The sequence below is a fragment of the Acidiferrobacter sp. SPIII_3 genome, from assembly GCF_003184265.1.
Taxonomy (GTDB): Bacteria; Pseudomonadota; Gammaproteobacteria; order Acidiferrobacterales; family Acidiferrobacteraceae; genus Acidiferrobacter.
In genome coordinates, this window is sequence record NZ_CP027663.1 from 2,259,454 (window position 1) to 2,278,467 (window position 19,014).

Annotated in this window: 16 protein-coding genes and 1 tRNA gene; 3 read left to right on the forward strand and 14 right to left on the reverse strand. The window is 65.0% G+C overall.

Features of this window, described 5'->3' with window-relative positions:
• The first annotated feature begins 65 nt into the window (after positions 1–65).
• Positions 66–428 carry a hypothetical protein gene (locus C4901_RS11380; RefSeq protein WP_110137427.1) on the forward strand — a complete coding sequence of 121 codons (363 nt, stop codon included), beginning with the start codon at positions 66–68 and terminating at the stop codon, positions 426–428.
• Here C4901_RS11380 and C4901_RS11385 read toward each other — a convergent pair.
• From C4901_RS11385 to queA, 12 genes are all read right to left on the reverse strand, one after another.
• The gene (locus C4901_RS11385) at positions 412–1,017 is read right to left on the reverse strand and encodes a riboflavin synthase (protein WP_110137428.1); all 606 of its coding nucleotides are present in this window, start codon (positions 1,015–1,017) and stop codon (positions 412–414) included. The genes C4901_RS11380 and C4901_RS11385 overlap by 17 nt on opposite strands.
• Before the next feature lie 36 nt (positions 1,018–1,053).
• Positions 1,054–2,133: a bifunctional diaminohydroxyphosphoribosylaminopyrimidine deaminase/5-amino-6-(5-phosphoribosylamino)uracil reductase RibD gene (gene ribD / locus C4901_RS11390; RefSeq protein WP_205735965.1), complete on the reverse strand. Its 1,080-nt coding sequence runs from the start codon at positions 2,131–2,133 to the stop codon at positions 1,054–1,056.
• On the reverse strand, positions 2,130–2,609 hold the full coding sequence (gene nrdR / locus C4901_RS11395; RefSeq protein WP_110137429.1) for a transcriptional regulator NrdR: 480 nt from the start codon (positions 2,607–2,609) through the stop codon (positions 2,130–2,132). Before nrdR ends, ribD begins: the two co-directional genes overlap by 4 nt.
• Before the next feature lie 4 nt (positions 2,610–2,613).
• A complete protein-coding gene (glyA, locus tag C4901_RS11400; RefSeq protein WP_110137430.1) occupies positions 2,614–3,930 on the reverse strand; it encodes a serine hydroxymethyltransferase in 1,317 nt (438 codons plus the stop codon).
• Positions 3,931–4,652: 722 nt separating this feature from the next.
• Complete coding sequence (locus C4901_RS11405; protein WP_110137431.1) at positions 4,653–5,099, reverse strand: bacteriohemerythrin; 447 nt, start codon at positions 5,097–5,099, stop codon at positions 4,653–4,655.
• Between the two features lie 184 nt (positions 5,100–5,283).
• Positions 5,284–6,681 (reverse strand): hypothetical protein, encoded by a 1,398-nt coding sequence (locus C4901_RS11410; protein ID WP_110137432.1) that lies wholly within the window; start codon positions 6,679–6,681, stop codon positions 5,284–5,286.
• A 102-nt stretch (positions 6,682–6,783) separates the two neighbouring features.
• On the reverse strand, positions 6,784–7,704 hold the full coding sequence (gene secF / locus C4901_RS11415; protein WP_110137433.1) for a protein translocase subunit SecF: 921 nt from the start codon (positions 7,702–7,704) through the stop codon (positions 6,784–6,786).
• Positions 7,704–9,581: a protein translocase subunit SecD gene (gene secD / locus C4901_RS11420; protein ID WP_110137434.1), complete on the reverse strand. Its 1,878-nt coding sequence runs from the start codon at positions 9,579–9,581 to the stop codon at positions 7,704–7,706. The genes secF and secD overlap by 1 nt, the downstream gene beginning before the upstream one ends.
• A gap of 4 nt (positions 9,582–9,585) precedes the next feature.
• Positions 9,586–9,930, reverse strand: coding sequence for a preprotein translocase subunit YajC (yajC, locus tag C4901_RS11425; protein ID WP_110137435.1), 345 nt, complete (start codon positions 9,928–9,930; stop codon positions 9,586–9,588).
• Positions 9,931–9,939: 9 nt separating this feature from the next.
• Positions 9,940–11,106 (reverse strand): tRNA guanosine(34) transglycosylase Tgt, encoded by a 1,167-nt coding sequence (gene tgt, locus C4901_RS11430; RefSeq protein WP_110137436.1) that lies wholly within the window; start codon positions 11,104–11,106, stop codon positions 9,940–9,942.
• 9 nt (positions 11,107–11,115) lie between these two features.
• On the reverse strand, positions 11,116–14,361 hold the full coding sequence (locus C4901_RS11435; RefSeq protein ID WP_110137437.1) for a PAS domain S-box protein: 3,246 nt from the start codon (positions 14,359–14,361) through the stop codon (positions 11,116–11,118).
• 105 nt (positions 14,362–14,466) lie between these two features.
• Positions 14,467–15,513, reverse strand: coding sequence for a tRNA preQ1(34) S-adenosylmethionine ribosyltransferase-isomerase QueA (gene queA / locus C4901_RS11440; RefSeq protein WP_110137438.1), 1,047 nt, complete (start codon positions 15,511–15,513; stop codon positions 14,467–14,469).
• 73 nt (positions 15,514–15,586) lie between these two features.
• Here queA and C4901_RS11445 point away from each other — a divergent pair.
• Positions 15,587–15,673 (forward strand) — tRNA-Leu (locus tag C4901_RS11445).
• A gap of 122 nt (positions 15,674–15,795) precedes the next feature.
• Entirely contained in the window at positions 15,796–16,434 is a 639-nt protein-coding gene (locus C4901_RS11450; protein WP_110137439.1) for an Arm DNA-binding domain-containing protein, read from the forward strand.
• Here the strand turns inward: C4901_RS11450 and C4901_RS11455 are convergent.
• Positions 16,431–18,119, reverse strand: a complete 1,689-nt coding sequence (locus C4901_RS11455; RefSeq protein WP_110137440.1) for an IS66 family transposase — start codon at positions 18,117–18,119, stop codon at positions 16,431–16,433. The genes C4901_RS11450 and C4901_RS11455 overlap by 4 nt on opposite strands.
• Positions 18,116–19,009, reverse strand: a complete 894-nt coding sequence (locus tag C4901_RS11460; RefSeq protein ID WP_110137441.1) for a Druantia anti-phage system protein DruA — start codon at positions 19,007–19,009, stop codon at positions 18,116–18,118. Before C4901_RS11460 ends, C4901_RS11455 begins: the two co-directional genes overlap by 4 nt.
• Positions 19,010–19,014: the final 5 nt, after the last annotated feature.

Sequence of the window (19,014 nt, forward strand, 5' to 3'; positions counted from 1 at the left end):
GGACCGCGGGCTGCCGGGTAGGGACGGCGTGGTCCACGGCCTACGCACGGACACGCATTTTAGGCATGTTGGCCCCAGGGGAGATTCAGGTCCTGCATTACCGCCTCTCGGTCCGCCCACGACGCGGCCAACCCTGCGGCTCGCTGGTCCTGACCAAGGAGCTTGCGGTCCGGCGTGGTCCAGGCCCCCTGCATATCGTCGAGATCCGCGATTTCTATACGCATGGCCGGCTGGTCGCCAATCACCGCGCCTTCATAGGCCATGAGATCACAGGCAGCGGCGTCTATGAGGCGCGCGTGACGCTGCCGATCCCAAGGCAGGCACCGCCCGGGCGTTATGAGGTCGTGAGTCTGCTTTATGCGCGCTGGGGACAGGGGTCGCCGACACTGATCGCGCGCGCCAGGACCCGATTCACGGTCGCCCCATGAACTCCGGCAGCAGACGCTCCAGGTACCGGGCGATCAGGTCCACCTCGATATTCACCTGCGCGTCCGGAACGAGCCCACCCAGTGTGGTGGCCGACAACGTATGGGGCACGATAGCAAAATGCGCGACGGCGCCCTCTATGGCATTGACCGTGAGGCTCACCCCATCCACGCATAACGACCCCTTGCGTGCCACATAGCGCGTCAGGGCCCGCGGGATCTCGAGTGCCAACCTGCGCCCGTCCCCGTCGCGCTCGAGCCGCAGGACCGTGGCGACCCCATCGACATGCCCCGAGACCAGATGTCCGCCGAGCGACTCACCCACCTTCAAGGCGCGCTCAAGGTTGACCGCATGCCCCGGCCGCAGGGACGACAGGGCGGTGCGCGCCAAGGTCTCCGCCGACAGGTCGGCGCAGAACCCCGATGCCGAACCCTCCACGAGCGTGAGGCACGCACCGTTTACGGCGATACTCTCCCCCAGCGTCCAGCCGTCGGCCGCGAGCCCCGGGGCCTCGACCGTGAGCTTGGCCCCCGTGGCGCGCGCAACGCGTTGCGTGATCGTGCCGCGGCCTTGGATCAATCCTGTAAACATGGCACCCTCTCCCCCGAATCCGGCCCACGCGGACGCTTACGTCTCGGGGGTCAATATCAGCCGCAGATCGCGCCCTATGGAGCGCACCTCATCATAGCGCCAGGCCCCAGCCCCCGAAAGCTTGGCGAGCGTGAAATCGGCCAGCGGGCGCCCGTTGCCAAGGAGCGTGGGCGCCACATAGAGCCGCAATTCATCGATCAGTCGTTCGTCGAGGAGACCCGCGAGCAGGGTCGGTCCGGCCTCGACCAGCACATCATTCACACCCCGGTCGGCAAGCGCCCTAAGCCCTGCGGTAAGATCAACCCGACCGGGTGCGCCACCCACTGCCACGACCTCGGCGCCGGATGCGCGCAGGCGATCACCGTGCGGCCCGTCGGTCGTTGTAAGAACCATAAGGCCGGCATCCCCGGCGAGAATCCGGGCGGCGGACGGTATCGCCAGACTGGAGGTGACGACTACGCGCAAAGGTTGACGGGGTGTCCCCTCATGCACCGTAAGCCGCGGATCATCCTTGCGGATCGTACCCGTACCGGTCATGACGGCACTCATCACCGCGCGCAGCCGCTGGACATCGGCGCGCGCCGCGGGTCCCGTGATCCACTGACTCTCCCCACTCGTAAGCGCCGTGCGCCCATCAAGAGATATCCCGGCCTTGGCCACCACGAACGGGCGGGCGCGTACTGCTCGCGATATGAAGCCGCGATTCAGGCGTGCGGCCTCCCCTTCCATGAGGCCCACATCAACGGCCACGCCCGCGGTCCGCAACGCCGCAAATCCCCGCCCCCGAACGCGCGTGTCCGGATCCTCCATGGCGGCGACGACGCGCGCGATCCCGGCCGCGAGCAGGACATCGGTGCAAGGTGGGGTACGGCCGGTATGGCAGCATGGCTCGAGGGTGACATAGGCCGTCGCCCCGCGGGCCGCCCCGCCCGCCTGCAACAAGGCCAGGCGCTCGGCATGGGGTTCACCGGCGCGCTGATGATAGCCTTCGCCCACGACCCGATCCCCGCGCACGATGACGCAACCCACCCGCGGATTGGGATGGGTCGTGGCCATGCCCCGACGGGCGAGCTCCAAGGCACGCGCCATGTAGGCGCCATCGCCCGCCGCGCTCACGATTTCGAAGACAGCCCGGTGACCTCCTGGTCCTCCAGGCGCTCCATCTCCTCGCGAAACGCGTTCAGGTCCTGAAAGGCGTGATAGACGGAGGCGAAGCGCACATAGGCGACCTTGTCGAGCGCACGCAGCTGCTCCATGACCCACTCCCCGATCTGGCGGCTTGCAATCTCGCGCTCACCGCTTCCCATGAGCGAACGCCGCACGTAGGCCACCACCGCATCGACCTGCGCGGCATCCACCGGCCGCTTCTGAAGCGCACGCTGGAGGCCGGCACGCAGCTTGGCCTCGGCAAACGGCTCGCGACGCCCGTCGGACTTGATGATCTGCGGGAGGCGCAACTCGGCGTGCTCGAAGGTCGTGAACCGCTCGCGACAGGCCAGACACTCGCGACGCCGGCGCACGGCATCCCCCTCGTCTGCGAGGCGGGAATCGATCACCCGCGTATCCTCGGCAAAACAAAAGGGGCAGCGCATGGCCTTAGATCACGACGTCTTCGCCGTAGACCGGGAAGCGCGCGCACAGGTTCGCCACCTCGCGACGCACGCGCGCCGTCAGCTCTTCGTCCGTCGGCCGCTCGAGGATGTCACACACGAAACCCGCCAGGGCACGCGTCTCGCGCTCCCCGAACCCGCGCGTGGTTATGGCGGGCGCCAGGGCACGCGTCTCGCGCTCCCCGAACCCGCGCGTGGTTATGGCGGGGGTGCCAAGGCGGATACCGCTCGTCACGAACGGCGACCGTGGATCGTTGGGCACGGCGTTCTTGTTGACCGTGATGTGCGCGCGGCCGAGGGCCTCCTCGGCCTCCTTGCCGGTCACCGGTCGCTCGATGAGGTCCACAAGCATCAGGTGGTTATCGGTACCACCGGAGACGACCTTGAAGCCGCGACTCATGAGCATATCGGCCATCGCCTGGGCATTCTTCACCACCTGCTGCTGGTAGGTCTGGAACTCCGGCGTCATGGCCTCGGCGAACGCCACCGCCTTGGCGGCGATCACATGCATGAGCGGACCACCCTGGGTCCCCGGGAAGATCACACTGTTCAGACGCTTCTCGATCTCGGGATTGGCGCGCGCGAGGATCAGCCCCCCACGCGGTCCGCGCAAGGTCTTGTGAGTGGTCGAGGTCGTGACATCGGCGATACCGACCGGACTTGGGTAAAGCCCGGCGGCGACGAGGCCGGCCACGTGCGCCATATCGACAAAAAGGTAAGCCCCCACCTCATCTGCGATCTCCCGGAAGCGCGTCCAGTCGATGACCCGTGAATAGGCCGAGAACCCGCCGACGATCACGCGCGGCTTGTGTTCGCGCGCGAGTCTTGCGATCTCGTCATAGTCGATCAGGCCGGTCTTGGGGTCTACGCCATACCCTATGGCATGGAAAAGCCGCCCCGAAAAATTCACCTTGGCCCCGTGAGTCAGGTGGCCCCCATGCGCAAGACTCATCCCGAGAATCGTGTCGCCGGGATTGATGAGCGCGAGATACGCCGCGGCATTGGCCTGCGACCCGGAATGCGGCTGTACATTGGCATAGTCGGCGCCGAACAAGGCGCGCGCCCTCTCCATGGCCAGACTCTCGACCACATCCACGTACTCGCAACCCCCATAGTAGCGCTTGCCGGGGTAACCCTCCGCATACTTGTTGGTCAGACACGACCCTTGCGCCGCCATCACACGCGGGCTCGTATAGTTTTCGGAGGCGATCAGCTCGATATGATCCTCCTGGCGTCCGCGTTCCTTGGTCATCGCCTCCCACAACGGGCGGTCGATATCCTTCAAGCTCTTCTCGCTAAACATCCGGTTCCTCGTTCTGGCGGCGATCATCGATACCATAAGCCCCTCTAGGATACCTGATCTCGAACCGCCGTGCATGACCCCGCGCGCCATCGGGCATTCGATCCGGCCGCGACGGGCCTTGGGATCCCAGCGATCCGGCACGCCCAGCGTGCCGCCAGCCTACGGCAAACACGGGTGGCCACAGCGCACGATCGGCCTGTAAGGGGCCGGGGTCGGGCGCGCAAGACCCTGTTTCCGGAAGAGGTACGCCGCCCGTGATACGGCGGAAGCGCAAGGGGTGAAGCCCGGCCCGGCACGCACGCCGAACGATAATGCCCGCACTCGACCTGCGTCGCGACCCATGTCCGCGGTGGGCCGGCCTTGCGCCACGGCGGGCGATGCGCTCCGTTCCCGGGAGGCTCACCCGCCCCCGTGCACCCAGACCCTGGCGGGCGGCAAAGGGGGCGATCATCGCCTCCGCTATCGCGATCCCGCCCCACCTTTCGCGGGGCATGTCGGCCATGCACGGTACGACGCCACATGGCCGCCGCGCCTTGCTGCGTTTCGTGACACCGTCACATGGATTCCCTCCGGCCTGCGGAGTGGCAATGCCCGGTCCCGACACTCGCACCGGACGCCAACCGCGCGCTCCCTGGGCGTTCACCCGCCATCGACGATCACCGGCCATCGCCAATGCCGGGCACCGATAGGCCGCACACGGCCAACTGGTCGCCGATCTTTTTCTACCAAAATTTCCAGAAGGTTTTCGTCGATAGCTTGCGCTCCACACCCTTCGAGAGCAGGAATGGAACGTAAGCCTTGTCGGTCCCAAGGATATGGTGAGTCAACCACCCCCGCAGGAAATGCAGCAATTCGAACGTGACGTTGCTGTTTTCGTCCTTGATCTTGCGCTGGAATCCCACGATCTGTTCGATTAATTTCTCGTGCTCCTGATGGTGCGGCCCGTACCCCGGGTAGCCCAGGATACGAAACAGGCTTTCCTCCACCGTAAAATGCACCCGCGTATATTCGATCAACTTATCGAGGATGGCCACGCACGCGCTCGATGCCCGTCGCTGCGTAATGGCCTCATGCAGCTCGTTCAATATATTGACGAGCTCCTTATGCTGTCTGTCGATTTCCTCGATTCCCACACTCAAATCGTCCGTCCATACCAGTAATTGTTCCATCAAAGATACACCTTAGTAAAATTTATGGGGCGATAACGCCCCCGAGTGTATATCTCGTTAGGGGTATCCGTTTTTGAGGAATATCAAAGACGAGGGGGCAGACTCCCGCCTATCCCCGGCCAGCGGACGCGCCGACGCCCCACCGAAGACGGGCACCTTCGGGACCCAGGCGCCAGCAGAATGATCAGCGGTTCTGGGACGCCCCGCGACGACGCTCCGCCGAGAGGTAGGCCCCGTACTGAAAGGCCCGTTCCAATAACAATGGCGGCAAGATAAAAAGATCGTACAGGGCGCTCAGGGTATCGGCAACACCCGAAACCGTGCGTCCGGCAAGCCGGAATCCGAAGGCGAGGATCCTCACGAGGGCCTCCAGGACCACCCCGGAAATCGTCCGAAGGGCATAAATAAACGCCTCCAGCGGGATCGCCACCAAGGCCATGAGACATGGGAGCACGAATGCCAACAGGCCCTCGGCGACGGTTTGCCACAGAGGAAGATCGGGGACCATCGCCGTCTTCATGGTCGGAACACCGGGAACGGCGCTCTCGCGCACGAAGGCCAGTACGGCCTGCAGTGCCGCGAGCAGGACCAACACAATGATTGCGCCGGCCGCCGCGGTACGGCGCGTGCGCCCGGGGAGTCCGGCCACCACACCAAAGAGATGAGTCACATTGAGGGCATCGAACAAGACGATGCCGACCACCACCTCGATCGCGACCAGGGTAGCGGCCGCCACTTGCGAGGCCGGATGGCCCGCCACCGCCAGACCCTGCCCGACACCAAGCCAGCGCAAGGGAATGCCGATGAGATGGGCATTCATAAGGGCGGCCCCGCCGGCCACCAGCAATACCAGGCCCGCAGCCAGCAGGCGCGACGCCGCCGAAGCCACCAGCGCGCGATCCAACGGGGGTGCCTGCTCGGACAGGGCCTGATAGCGTTCCACGGCCTCATGGATTCCGAACGCTGACTCCGCGACCTGCGCGAGCCGGTTGTCGACATGTTCCAGCCGCCTCGCGACCACCTGCCACATGAGCTGGGCGCGGGCCAGCAGGCGGTGGCGCTCGGCGACGACCTGGCGACGCTCGCGCAACGCCTGTTCTTGCGCATTCTGGACCAGCACCTGGAATCCCGCTTGGACACGTTCGGCTACGCCATCGTCTCCGGCCTTGAGGCGTGCCACCGCACTGACCGCCTTGGTCCATTCCGGCGACGGCTGCGGGACCTCTCCGGACCGCTGAAATTCCGCCTCCCACTGCGCGACTTGACGCAACAGGGCCTCGTGCAAGGCGGGGAAACCCTGGACATCGCGCCGGACGACCTCGTCTAAACGCGCCCACTCACGCTCGACCTTCAAGGCCGCGTCGGCCCGCGCCTGGGCCTGCAACAGGGCGCGGTTGCGCCTGTGGATGTCGGCCGCGCCCGCGCCCAGGAATCGGGCGACGAGCCTCAATGGGTGGCGCGTCAGGCGCGAGAGCGCGCGTACACCTTTGTGGAAGTTAGGCCGGCCCAAGTAAAGGACAAGCCAAGCCGCGACCACGACCTCGACAGCCGGCACCCCTTGCATCCAATAGGAAATGTCCATACAGCCTACCTCCGAAAATCACGGGGTAGGCATTGAATACCACAGACGAGACCGCCACGCCAAGCAGCCCCGATGGGCCGGCCCCGGCACAAGACCGGCGGCTCACGGGCGCTCGGCGGCGGCCTTTCGCGCCACCAGATCCTCCCGCTTTAAGCCCAGCCACATGACGATGGGGCTTGCCACCAGTACGGACCCATAGGTCCCGACGACGATACCGACGGTCATGGCCAACGCAAAACCAAACAGCACAGGCCCCCCCAGAAACAACATCGACAACACCATCATCTGGGTCAAAAGGTGGGTCATGATGGTACGGGAGAGCGTGCGCGTGATCGCGCTATCGATGACCTCCGCGGTCGTGCCGGTACGCATGCGCCGGAAATTCTCGCGGATCCTGTCGAACACCACCACCGTGTCATTCACCGAGTACCCAAGGACTGCCAGGACGGCGGCCAAGACGGTCAGCGAGAAACTGATATGAAAAAGTGCGAATACCCCAAGCACGATGACGACATCGTGTATGGTCGCCACGATCGCCCCGACCGCGAACCGCCACTCGAAACGCAAGGTGAGGTAGATCGTGATCCCGAGCGCCACGAACAATAGTGCCAGCGCGCCTTGATCGGCAAGCTCCGAACCCACCTCCGGACCCACGTACTCGACGCTGCGCAGACTCGCCCCCGGATAGCGGGCCGACACAAGACGCAGGACCCGCACCGCAAGCGCCTTGCCCTTGGTAGCGCGCGTGGGCAGACGAATCAGGACCTTGCTCGCGGTTCCGTAATTCTCAACGCGCGCGTGGCGATAATGGTGTGCCATGAGCAGCCGGCGGATGGCCGACGGCGGGGTGGCCGCCTTGAACTGAAGCTCGATCACGGTGCCGCCGGTGAAATCCACATTCAGATTGAGACCGCGGGTTATGAGCGCCGCGACCGCGACCGCGAACAGCACGAGCGACACAAATACCGTGGTGCGCGCGTAGCGCATGAACGGCAGATCACGCTTTATGCGAAAGAATTCCATCAGATACCCACATGCGCCAGCCGACGGCGACGCCCATAAACTGCGTTGACGAGCGCCCTCGTAACCAGGATGGCGCTAAAAAGAGAGGTCAGAATGCCAAGACACAAAGTGATCGCAAAGCCCCGGACCGAGCCGGACCCGAGCCAAAAGAGTGCAAGACCGGCGATGAACGTGGTCATATTCGAGTCCACGATGGTCCCCATGGCCTTGTCGAATCCGGTCGCGATCGCCGCCTGTGGCGAGTTCTTATTACGCAGCTCCTCGCGTATGCGCTCGAAAATCAGTACGTTGGCGTCGATGGCCATGCCGACGGTCAAGGCGATACCCGCGATACCCGGTAGCGTCAGGGTCGCCTGCAGGATCGACAGAACGGCCACGAGCAATACGACGTTGGTCGCCAGCGCGATCGCCGCGAGCATCCCGAAGATCCGGTAATACACCGCCATGAACACCGCGATCGCGAGGAACCCAAACAAGGTCGCGTAGAATCCGCGCGTGATATTCGCCGCCCCCAGGCTCGGTCCCACGGTGCGCTCGGCGATGATGCTGACCGGTGCCGCAAGCGCCCCGGCGCGCAGCAGGAGCGCAAGATTACGGGCCTGCCGAACACTGCCGATACCAGTGATCTGGAAACTGCCGCCCAGGGCCTCGCGGATCACGGGTGCCGTGATCACGCGCTCGATCTTGCGCGTCACACGCACACGCCGGCCGTCCGGTCCGCGTATCGGGATGCCCTGATCGTTGCGCTTCAAATGGGATTGGACCTCCACGTACACGACGGCCATGCGCTGGCCGACGTTATGGCGCGTGACGCGGGCGTTAATGGCAGCACCGCGACCGTTAAGCGTGATGTTCACGACCGGCTGTCCGGTCTGAGGGTCGACGCCGGCCGAGGCGTTGGTGATGTCGTCACCGGAATACAAGACACGGTCATAGAGCAGGATCGGCTGACCGTGCCGGCCGTCATAGATCCGCGTCCCCGGCGGGGCGCCGTTGGAGACCGCCGATGCCAGGCTGTTCTTGCTGTCCACCATGTGGATCTCGAGAGTGGCAGTGCGCCCCAGGATCTCCTTGGCGCGCGCGATGTCCTCGACACCCGGCAACTCGACCACGATGCGCGACCGTCCCTCCTGCTGAATGACCGGGGCGGCAACACCGAGCTCATTTACGCGCCGACGCAAGGCTGTGAGGTTCTGCTCGAGCGCGTAATGTTGCCTGGCGGCTATGGCCGCGGGGGTCATGACCGCGCGCAAGGCATGATGAGGCCCCGAGGTGACGGCGAGATCGGTAAATTGCTGCGCCATGAGGCGGCGCGCCTCATGCGCCTGCGCGGCGTTGCGAAACCGCAGTTCCAGGACCCCGGTCTTGGCAAGCCGTGCCTCGCGGTAACGAATATGGTGATGACGCAAGGCCCGGCGCAGCGCGCGGGTATCTTCCAGGAGCGCCTTATGCAAGGCCGCATGCATGTCGACGCGTAACAGGAAATGGACCCCGCCACGCAGATCGAGCCCGAGATACATGGGACGCGCGCCGAGCGCGCGCAGCCAGGCCGGGGCGGCGGGCGCAAGCGCAAGCGCCGTGTGAAATCCGGGGCCGAGCTTCTGGCCGATGAGGTCGCGGGCGCGCATCTGCACGCCAGCCCGCCGGAAGCGGACCTGGACGCCCTTGGCGGCCCGGCTTATGCGCTTATACGGGAGTCGCGCGGCCACCAGTAGGCGGCGGATCTGGGCTACAGTCGCGCGATTGACCGCCGCACCGTGGGCGGCCTGGATCTCGACGGCGGGATTGTCGCCGTACAGATTGGGGAGCGCATAGATGAAACCCAGCACGACGACAAGCCCTATAAGGGCATTTTTCCACCAGGGGTACTGATTCATCGGGCTATTGCGCCTTCCCGATGGTACCCTTCGGCAACACCAGCTGCACGGAAGACGTTTGAATCTGTACCGACACCCCGGAGGCCACTTCGGCCTTCGAGTATTGGGGCCCGACCTCGGTCAGCCGGCCGAGCAGGCCGCCGGCCATGACCACCTCGTCGCCCGGGGCGAGCGCGGCCAGCATGGCCCGCTGTTCGCGGGCGCGCTTGCTCTGCGGCCGCATGATCAGGAAATACATCATGACCACGATCAGCACGAAGGGCAGGAACTGGAACAGGCCAGCGGCCCCTTGCGGGGACGTGCCAGCGGCGGGCGCGGCTGCCCAGGCATTACTTATGACGTGTATCATGATTTCCCTTTAGGCAGTGATGGTGGTGGCCGCCGCCTCGTCTTCCGGAAGCCCTCCGAGGGCGCGCGGCGGCCGTTTATGGCGCGTACGATAGAACGAATCGACGAATTCCTCCAGCTTCCCCGCCAAAATGGCCGCACGCAGGCCAGCCATCAAATCCCCGTAATAGGTCAGATTGTGCAGCGTGGCCAGCCGCGCGCCGAGCATTTCCCCGGAACGCTGCAGGTGATGGAGGTAACTGCGGGTGGTATGCGTGCATGTATGACAGCGGCACTCGGGGTCGACCGGGCCCAGGTCGCGGGCATAGCCGCTATTGCGGATCTTGACGACCCCGGTGCGGGTAAATAGCCAGCCGTTGCGGGCATTACGCGTCGGCAGGACGCAATCGAAGAGGTCGATACCGGCGCTCACCGCGGTCACGATGTCCTCGGGCGTGCCTACGCCCATGAGATAACGGGGCCGATCGGCGGGCAAAAGCGGGGCGCAGCGCGTGACCAGCCGATACATGTCGTCCTTTGACTCACCCACCGACAGCCCACCCAGGGCATAGCCGTCGAAACCGACGGCGACGAGCCCGCGCGCCGAAATCTCGCGCAGGTCCTCATAGAGCCCCCCCTGAACGATCCCAAAGAGCGCGCCGGGACCATCATAAGCGGCACGGCTGCGCTCGGCCCAGCGCAAGGACAACTCCATGCTCGCGCGCGCCTCGCTAAAACTCGCCGGGTGGGGGGTGCATTCGTCGAACACCATGGCGATGTCCGAGCGGAGCGTGGCCTGCGCCCCCATCGCAAGCTCCGGCGTCAACATCAGCGGGCGCCCGTCGCGCGGCGAGCGGAATGCGACGCCCTGCTCGGTGACCTTGCGTAGCGCCGCGAGACTGAAGACCTGAAATCCGCCCGAATCCGTGAGGATCGGGCCCTGCCAGCCCATGAAGCCATGCAGCCCGCCATGCGCCGCGATCACCTCGAGGCCCGGCCTTTCCATGAGGTGGAAGGTGTTGCCGAGAACGATGGCAGCACCGCTGCCGGCGACTTCGGCGGGACTCATGCCCTTGACGGCCCCATAGGTGCCAACCGGCATGAACGAGGGCGTCGCCACGACGCCGTGGGCAAGCGACAGTCGACATGCCCGGGCGCGCCCGTCGCGGCCCAATTCGATGAAAGGAACAAGGGACATGCACCTACGCTAGCGCAAATGCTCGCCGTTTTCCACAAGCACGCCGTGGATCGCCTCCTCGAGTTCGTGCAATTGGTAGGGCTTGGTGATCGCTGCGCGGAAACCAAACCGCGCGAAATCGGCCATGATCGGGTCACTGCAATAGCCGCTTGACACGATCGCCCGGACATCGGGATCGAGTGATTGTAATCGCCGCAGGCACTCCTCGCCCCCCACCCCGGCGGCCACGGTGAGGTCCAGGATCACCGCCGCGAACGGGCGGCCTTCACGCAAGGCCTGCGCATAATCGGCTACCGCCTGCGCGCCGTCTTGCGCGGCAGAGGTCTCATAACCCAGATGATCGAGCAGCGCGGCCAGCAACGTGAGGAGTGCCGGCTCGTCATCGAGGATCAGTATCCGGTCCCGCTGGTGCCGGCGCGGGGCAGGCTTGGCAGGCGCTATCGGCGCCGCCTGGGCCGGAAGGTACACCTCAAACTGCGTGCCCCGCCCCTCCTCCGACTCCACCCTTATGACCCCCCCATGGCGGCGGATTATGGAATAGGTCGTGGCCAACCCCAGGCCGCTGTGCCCCTCCCTGGTCGTAAAGTACGGATCGAAGATCTTGGCGAGATGGGCCTTGGGGATGCCATTGCCGGTATCGGCGACGAGGATGCGCACGTGAGGTCCGGGGGGCAGTACGTGCGGGTTCTCGCCAACGATCTCGGCGTTGCGCGCCTCGATGTGGATGATTCCGCCCGAAGGCATGGCTTGCGCGGCGTTGATCACAAGGTTGCTGATCGCCTGACTCAATTGCCCCGGATCGAAGGCGATGGTCCAGAGATCATCAGCCACGACGACATGGCATTTGGCCTTGGAACCGGCGAGCGCGAACGGCACCGCCTCGCGCAGCAGTACCGCGAGCGAGCCCTCACGCTTCACGGGCGCCCCACCGCGCGCAAAGGTCAGCAGCTGCTGCGTGAGCCCGCGCGCCCGCCACGCTGCCTTTTCGGCCTCCGACAGGGCGTGGTTTGCGCGGTCTACGCCCGGCACGAGCATCTTGGCGAGCGCAATATTCCCGATGACCGCAGTCAGGATATTGTTGAAGTCATGCGCGATACCACCCGCCAAGACCCCCACGGACTCAAGCTTCTGCGCCTTCAGGGCATCCTCCTCCAACCTTTGGTGGGCGGTGATATCGCGGAACACGGCCACGGCGCCCACGCTCCGGCCCGCTGGCTCGCGTATCAGGGCCGCGGTATACACGACCATGCGCTCGCTGCCGTCGCGGGCACGCAGAAGCCGTCGCTCGCCTAGGCGTGGCTGCTCGTCTTGGCGCAACACGCCCCCGACGATATCCCGAAGCCGTTGGCCGGAGCCCACGTCATGTAATGGCACCACCTCGTCAACAAGCTGCCCCAGGGCCTCTCGCTGGGGCCAGCCCGTCAAGGTCTGCGCGACATGGTTGAAGAGCGTGATATGTCCGGCCGTGTCCATCGTCACCACCGCCTCGCCAAGACTGTTCAGGGTCACCGCCAATTGCTCCTTCTCGCGCGCCAGGAGTTCGTTCGCGGTCTTCTCGCGGGTAATATCGATGCCGGCGGCAATCCACTCGCGGCAACACCCCTCCTTGTCAAAAAGCGGCACGATGCGCAGAACCACGGAGCGATAACCACCATCCGCGGAGGCCAGATCGGCCTGCAGGACAATCGCCTGCGCCTCCGGCCCGAAACACGGAAACCGACCCTGCAAGGACTCACGATCACGCGGATGCAAGGCCTCCATCCAGCCGTAGCCGACCACATCGTTCGGCGATTGGCCGGTGAATGCCCGCCAGCCCGGCAGGTCGTCGCGGGCGCGCCCCTCGGCATCAAGACTCCAGACGATCTGCGCCGAGGCCTCTATAAGCGACCGGTAACGGGCCTCGCTCGTGGCCAGGGCCTCTTCGGCACGGCGGCGCTCCTCGATCTCCTCGCGAGCCTTACGGTAGAGACGGGCGTTTTCCACGGCGATCGCCCCTTGTTGGGCAATCTCCGTGGCAAGCGGCAGGTCCTCTTGCGTATAGCGGCGCGTGCCCGGACCCGACAGCACGAAGGTAATGACACCCACGGTCCGTCCACGCGCCTTGAGCGGCAACCGGATAAGGGAGCGCAGCTTAAGGGAGGCGAAAAAGGCGCGCGCCTGCGGGTCTTGTACAGCCGAATCGATCATGGCCTGATCGATGTGCGTGATAAGTTGCGGCTCCCCGGTGCGTACGACATCAAGCGCCGTCCAACGGCTGACCTCGACGTCCGGCCTGCGGCTTACGATCGCACGCACGAGGTCGGGATTTGTGTGGGACAGGCTCGCGCGATCGAGACCTCCGGCATCGTTCACGACATCCACCGCGCACCAGTCCGCAAATGTCGGCACGACCGCCTGCGCGAGGCTCGAGAGCGTCGACTCATAATCGAGGCTCCCGGTGATCCGGCGCGCCACCTCGCTCAAAAACCGCCAGGAATTCTCGAGGCTCTGTGGTGCTCGCAATAGGACACAGTCACCATACCAGCGCCCGGCGTCCTGCCCCTCGCCCCCTTGCCGCGCCTCGAGCCGGCACCAGGACCACTGGCCGCCGCCGGCGCGCAGACGTGTCTCTACCTGGAAATGGCCGCCCGTTGATACGGCCCGCTCCCAGGCCAGGCGCACGCGCGGCCTATCGGCGTCATGGCTGAATGCCATCCAGCCATGACGGCTGAGATCAGCGACCGCGAGACCCAGGACCCGCTCCCATTCGGCGTTGTAGTAATCGACGGTACCATCGGCGGCGGCCGACCAGACCATGTGTGCGAGTCGGTCGGCCGCCGCCGATATCACGTCCACCCCACTGGCAGGCTCCCTGCCCTGGGCCGCAGTCTTGAGGCGCCGTGATACCCCAAGCGCGCAGGCCAGGAACTCCACGATCCGATCGTCGTCAGGAGGGCTTATGGCCCAGCGCGCACCTTGCGAAACCGCACTATCTCGTAAACCCGTGGCGAGCGCTGCGGCACCCGTTTCATCGGCCACGAACAGGATGTGCGCAAGGGGCGCGACGGCATAAACCTGCTCGCCGACCGCGAGCGGAGCCGGGGTGTCGCTCGTTATGATGGCAACGGCGGGCCCGGCGGCGGCCTCCACGCGCCGCACGACCTCCTCGGCCGTCCCGACATGGAATGACGCTGGGCTCGCACGCTTCACGGTACTGACGACCCGCTCGAAACAGGCCCCCCCGGGCGCATCGACGACAAGGATAGTGTGCGACAAATTTTTGGTCCTGACGGGAGTCCCAGCATTAACCGGACTCGGCTCCGCAACTATCGGCCAAAGGTCCCTCCGCCTTTGGTCGGTCCCCCTTGAACAGTCCGCCTTCTATTTATTCTCTCGGGGCCGAGCACGCCATAAGAGCATGGCATCACCATAACTAAAGAAACGATAACGCATCATGACCGCCCGATGATAAGCATCCATCACTCGGTCGGCCCCGGCGAACGCGCACACCAGCATTAGAAGTGTGGAACGCGGCAAATGAAAGTTGGTTATAAGCCCTTCGGTGGCCCGAAACTGGAACCCTGGACGAATAAAAAGATCCGTATCCCCGACATGGGGCTTGAGCGTTCCGGAAGCCGCGGCCGCCTCCAGGGCCCGCGCAGTCGTGGTTCCGACCGCAACCACCCGTCCGCCACGCGCCTGCGCAGCGGCAATCGCCGCGACACAGGCCTCGGAGACGATGATGCGCTCGGGGTGCAGCCGCCCTTGCGCCAGGGCCTCGGGACGCACCGGCCGAAAGGTCCCGGCACCCACGTGCAGCGTCACGAAGGCGGTCTCCACGCCCTGGCCCGCCAACCGTGCCAGCAGTGCCTCGTCGAAATGAAGGCCAGCCGTAGGTGCGGCCACGGCCCCCGGGAAGCGCGCGTAGACCGTTTGATAACGGGTCCTGTCATCCTCATTGTCGGGCCGCGTGATGTAAGGTGGCAGAGGCACATGACCGACGCGCTCGATAAGCCCCATGAGGTCGTCAGCCCCTCTGAACACGACTTCGGTCAATTCGCCGGCCCGCCTCAGCACCGTCGCATAGAGCCCACCCTCGAGCACGAGCACCTCTCCGGCGCGCGGCGATTTGCTCGCGCGTAGCGCCACATGCGCCCGCCCGTCATCGTCCAGAAAACGCTCCAGCAAGAGCTCCACACGCCCGCCCGTGGCGCGCCGCCCGTAAAATCGCGCAGGCACCACACGGGTATCGTTGAAGACCAGCAGATCGCCCGCCCGCAGATATTCACCCAGGTCCGCGAATCGACGGTCCGCCACACCCTCATCATCAGCGCCGACGACCATGAGGCGGCTCGCGCTACGAGGCGAGACCGGGGCTTGGGCGATCAATTCGGGGGGTAGGTCGTAGTCAAAGGCGTCTGGAGTCATGGCGCCGGGATTATACGGGAAAGGTGAGCACAGTACTGTTGTCCTGTCGACAAACCCGTTATACTGCGCGCGCGCCGGGATGGCGGAACTGGCAGACGCGCCGGACTCAAAATCCGGTGGTAGAGATACCGTGTGGGTTCGACCCCCTCTCCCGGCACCAATAAAAACAAAGACTTAGCTGTTATATACCAAAACATCCATCCGACTTTGCTGTAATCTTGCTGTAAACGGTTCGGGAAATAGGCTACAGTCGTCCCCGGTCAACATGCGAACGGGGGCAGCATGGCATCATTCGTTCCACGCTCGGGTCTGCACGGAAAACGGGTTTGGCAGGCTCATGTCCGCCGGCGGGGTTACCCCGCTCAGGTTCGAACGTTCGACACCAAGGCCGAGGCCGAAGAATGGGCGCACAGCATAGAATCGGAGATTCGGCGCGGGGTATTCGTCTCTCGCGTCGAGGCCGAACAGACTACGCTACGCGAAGCATTGGACCGCTACCAATCCATAGTAACGCGCCGCAAGCGCGGGGCTAATCAAGAACAGTATGTTGTAGCCGCCTGGCAAGCGTCCCAGCTGGCGTCCCGGTCACTTGCCAGCATTCGCGGTAAGGATATCGCGGCCATCATTCAAGACAAGACAGACCAAGGGCTGAGCCCCAATACGATCCGAATACACCTCGCTTTGCTGTCCCATCTCTTCAACACGGCCCGCACAGCCTGGGGCATGGAATCACTCGCTAATCCTGTGGACCTCGTGAAGGGTCAGCACCCCAAGCTCCCAGGCGGACGAGATCGCCGTTTGGTCGGGGATGAACAGGCGCGCCTATTGGCGGCTGCGCGGATCTACGGCGGCGAAATCGGCCCAATCGTGTCCTTCCGGCAGAGATGCGTAAAACGCTTGGCCACCGTGCAGATCGGCTAATCGGGGGGTTCAGGGCCGGGGTTTTGCTGGGCGAGCGTCGCCTGGTAGTTCCAGGGCATCCAGTCGGCGGGGTTCGCGGCGACCGCGTCCCCGTGACGCTGTAGAGCGACTAAGTATTCGAACGGGGCTACGTGGTTCAGTTCGGCGGTATGGATCAGGCTCATGAACGTATCGCCGACATAGGCGCCGTTGAGAGTACGGTAGAAGAGCGCATTCTTTCGGTGCAGGATGGCCTTTTTCAGAACCCTTTCGGTCACATTGTTATCGAGCGGGGCGCCCGGCACGCGCAGGAATAGCGTGAGTTCGGGCCAGCGCTTCTGCATGTAACGGATGGCGGCGCCCAGCGTCGAGTTGGGCTCGATCCGGCGCTCCTCAAACTGCGTGCGCATCCACTGCTCCAAGATCGCCATGCGCGGTGCGCTCTCGGCTTGGTGACGCAGGAGTCGCGGTTCTGGGTCGAGACCCTCGGCCTGGATGCGGGCCTCGGTCCCATAGACCTCACGCAATGTCTCCAGCACGAAGCGCACTTCTTCTGGGAAGGTCTCGGTCAATTCGACGTACTTACGACGTGCATGGGCGAGACAAGAGGACATCACCGTGTCGAAGTCGCTGGGGGCGTTGCGTGATAGCCCGTCGCACATCTGGATGGGGGCGGGCAAATCGGCTGCACGATGCGCTAACACCGTAGCGAGATTCTCGCCGGCGTGCCGGACGCCTGTGAAGAAGAGCGCGATCTGACGACCCTCTTCGGTCGCGACGATGCCGGAGGTAAAGATCCCGGTGCGTTCGGTGTGCGCGTCGTCGGCAAGCGCCGCGGCCCGCTGCGCTTTGGTGAGCTTAAGGACCTTCATGGTCGTGTCGTCGTTGTAGAGCACCGGGGCTTGGGCCGCCTGATGCAAGAGTTCCGTGTGCGCCGGGGCCAACACGGGGACAGCCTTACGCACCAGGTCCCATTGGGTCGCGGCCGGCAACGGGATGCGCATACCCGCCTGCAAGGTCTCGATGCGGTTAAAGGGGAGGCCTGCGCCATACTTCAGCAGCCCGACCATACTGGTCGCGGTGGCATCGTATTTCTCGGGTCCCACGCCCTCCGGGGCCGGGGCGGTGGTGACCTCGCCGCACAGATGGCAGCGCAGTCGATCGCAGGCATAGACCGTGGCGCTCAAGGGCGCCATGCCGGTAATACGCACCAACTGGGCGGGCTCGTTCTGTCGATAGAGTGTCCCCTCCAGGCAATGGGGGCAGGCATCCCCGCTGTGGAGGTCGGGATGCGCCACCGTGACCTGTTCGGCCCCGGTGTACGCACTCACAGCGTTGCGGCCATGGCCGGGGGCCTTGGGTTTTGGTGAAGAGGAGGGATCTGGTGGCAGCAAGGGCGTCGCGTCCGATCCCGCCGCCTCGGTGTCTGGCGCATGACGATCCTCGCCTGCGTTCTCCCCGAGCACGGCGCGAGTCTTCTCCGTGCGAGCCCCGAAAATCATCTTGCGCAACCGTGCGAGCGAGGCATTCTTGGTTTGCAACTCGGCCTGAACCAAGGCCAGGGTATCGACGGCCGCGCGTAAGGCGGCGTGTTCTTCGGTGCTCAAGACCGCGCGCGTTCGCTCGACGATGGCGGTGATATCCGTGATCGGCACCGCAAGGCGTTGTGGCGATGCGGGCCGCGCCCGCTTCTTGTGCCCGCTCATGCCACGCCCAACAAGCGGGCGCGATAGTCCCGCGTCAGCGGCAAGCCCAATACGTCTTTCACACTGCGGTTCGCCTGGTGGGTCTGATCGTCCTTGCCGCGCCCTTGGGTCTGGCCCAGGACCTGCCAGTTGGCCGCGCGGTAGCAGGTGCCGCGATAGCGGGTCGTATCGACGAAGGTCTCGGCCCAATACACCGGGTGGCCATAGGCCTCTTGCCAGGCCTGGGGGAGCGCCCGGGTCATACGGGAAAGAACGTGCGAGGCCAAGTGGGGGACCTGGACCCACGGCAGGATCAAAAAGCGCGTGTTATAGGCAATACCCGCGATGTTCTGGCGGCGCACCGCAGGCGACCAGCCGAGGAACCGGTCCCGGGGCCCCAGATGCCGGGGGGCCGAGCTCCACGCGCCGAGCGCCACCGGGCGCGTCCCGGCATAGACCATGCATTTGACGTGTTCGCCCACCGGCTGCGCGTAACCCAGATAATGGTGGGCCTCCATCAGGCTCTTGAAGAGGGCCTCGGCGGGGGTTCGCCGGACCGACACGAGCGTAAGCGCCCCTAAGGCGCGCAAGGACCCCGTAAGCGGCGTGGTATCGATTGCCAGGGGCGCCGGGGCACCACGTGCGAGGCGCGCGCGGACACCCAAGGGATTGGGGGGTTGGCGGCGCACCGGCGGTAACGTGATGTGGCCCTCGCGCGCGAGCGCCAGCATGAGTCCCCGGCACACCATCGCGCGCAGGGCGCCGTTTTCCTGCCGCCAGTCCCAGGCCTGGCAGAGCGTCGCCGACAACGCCCGCCGGCTTTGCTCGGGGTGGGCGGCGATCAAGGCACGGATGAAATGCGCGTCGGTGGTCGTGACGACGCGGCCGCGATAGCGTAGCAAGATCTCCATGGGGA